Raw genomic sequence first — 1,243 nt, forward strand, 5'->3', positions numbered from 1 at the left:
TGTCACCGCCCTACACACGCGTGTCAGATCCGAGTTTGCGACACGCCCCGGCCCGGCGCCTGTGCTAGTCCTGGCGGTCTCCGGGTGCAGCTCGACGCAATGCAATGGTTAACGCTGACTGTGCGCCTTAATAGATGGTTAAGCACTGCCTGTGTGTAGCCCGGCAGAACTCCTAACGATGTATGAATAGGGCTATCTTCGATGATCGATTTAGGAGATCATTAAGCATCAGAGACGGAGACGAGCGATGCGCGAAGCAGCTGAAGATACTGGATTTATCCTCAAGCTCGCCCTCGTGGTCTTCATAGGCCAGGGCCTGATGATGTTGGTGCATTGATTTGGACGTAGTTCTTAGAAAAGGGGCTCGTCATCGTGAGGTACGTACCGCACATTCTTTAGCGGTATGACGTCTTCCTCAAAATTTTTGTCTGGGATTTCAGCGGCAACCGCTTCAAGAGGCTCTGGGATGGGTGCTTCGACTGTATCTTCTAGGCTCTCCGCCAGATCGTGTCCGATCTTCATCAGCACGTACTGCGACTTGAAGCCTAAATTGTTGATGTCCGACATACGCTTCACCCCCTGATAAGGGTATACAACGTGTGTGAAGCGAAATCGTCGCAACGCCCCACAGGGACCTCAATTTTTATTCGACTGGCGCCTGCGCGGGGTCATCAATCAGAAACTCCCGTTCCTCGGCGTTGGCCTCGATGCGCCGGGGCGCCCGATCTGCCCGTGTTGCTGTCGAATTACAGCCTCCACAGATTGAGCGGATTGCACGGTCGCTACGAGTGGCGATGCGCTGCTCGAATTTGTCCATACGGGCGCGCGCCTGTGCATTCGCTGCTTCACCTGGCGCTGTGCCTGATCCGGAGGGCTCTCGAAGGCTCGCTGTGCTCTCCGCACTCGGCTGCGGATGCGGGGCAGCAAACCGCGTCTGCGCATTAGCGGGCGCAGCGAGGGCAAGGGCGACAGTCAGCAGAAGGAGAGCGGGACGCACGGACAAGGACTCCACGAGACCCGATCGTGTGTCACTCTCAATGCAGGCGAAACCGCGGCTCGCGTGAGTGCGTGGTTGCCGATGAGGCGGCGAACCCCGGCCATGTGCGCGCACGACCGTGTTGCACCACATGTGGCACTCGGGGCTGAGGTATTGTGAGGAGGATCTCCACGAGGTCGAAGCCCTCCCAGCCTTGGCCGACGACGCGGATCGGGTCGTCGACCGGTTCGGTGAGCGTCCGCCAGG

At 58.6% G+C, this 1,243-nt stretch carries 2 protein-coding genes; both read right to left on the reverse strand.

What is annotated here, in order from left to right:
- Positions 1–351: 351 nt before the first annotated feature.
- Complete coding sequence (locus MFF13_RS25820; protein WP_238273340.1) at positions 352–567, reverse strand: hypothetical protein; 216 nt, start codon at positions 565–567, stop codon at positions 352–354.
- A gap of 467 nt (positions 568–1,034) precedes the next feature.
- On the reverse strand, positions 1,035–1,243 hold a 209-nt coding region (locus MFF13_RS25825; RefSeq protein ID WP_238273341.1), incomplete at its 5' end, for a hypothetical protein.

The organism is Methylobacterium cerastii, from assembly GCF_022179125.1.
Taxonomy (GTDB): Bacteria; Pseudomonadota; Alphaproteobacteria; order Rhizobiales; family Beijerinckiaceae; genus Methylobacterium; species Methylobacterium cerastii.

Excerpts from the sequence above, each read along its gene's own strand:
- MFF13_RS25820 (WP_238273340.1), bottom strand. The coding sequence starts at position 567 with ATGTCGGACATCAACAATTTAGGCTTCAAGTCGCAGTACGTGCTGATG.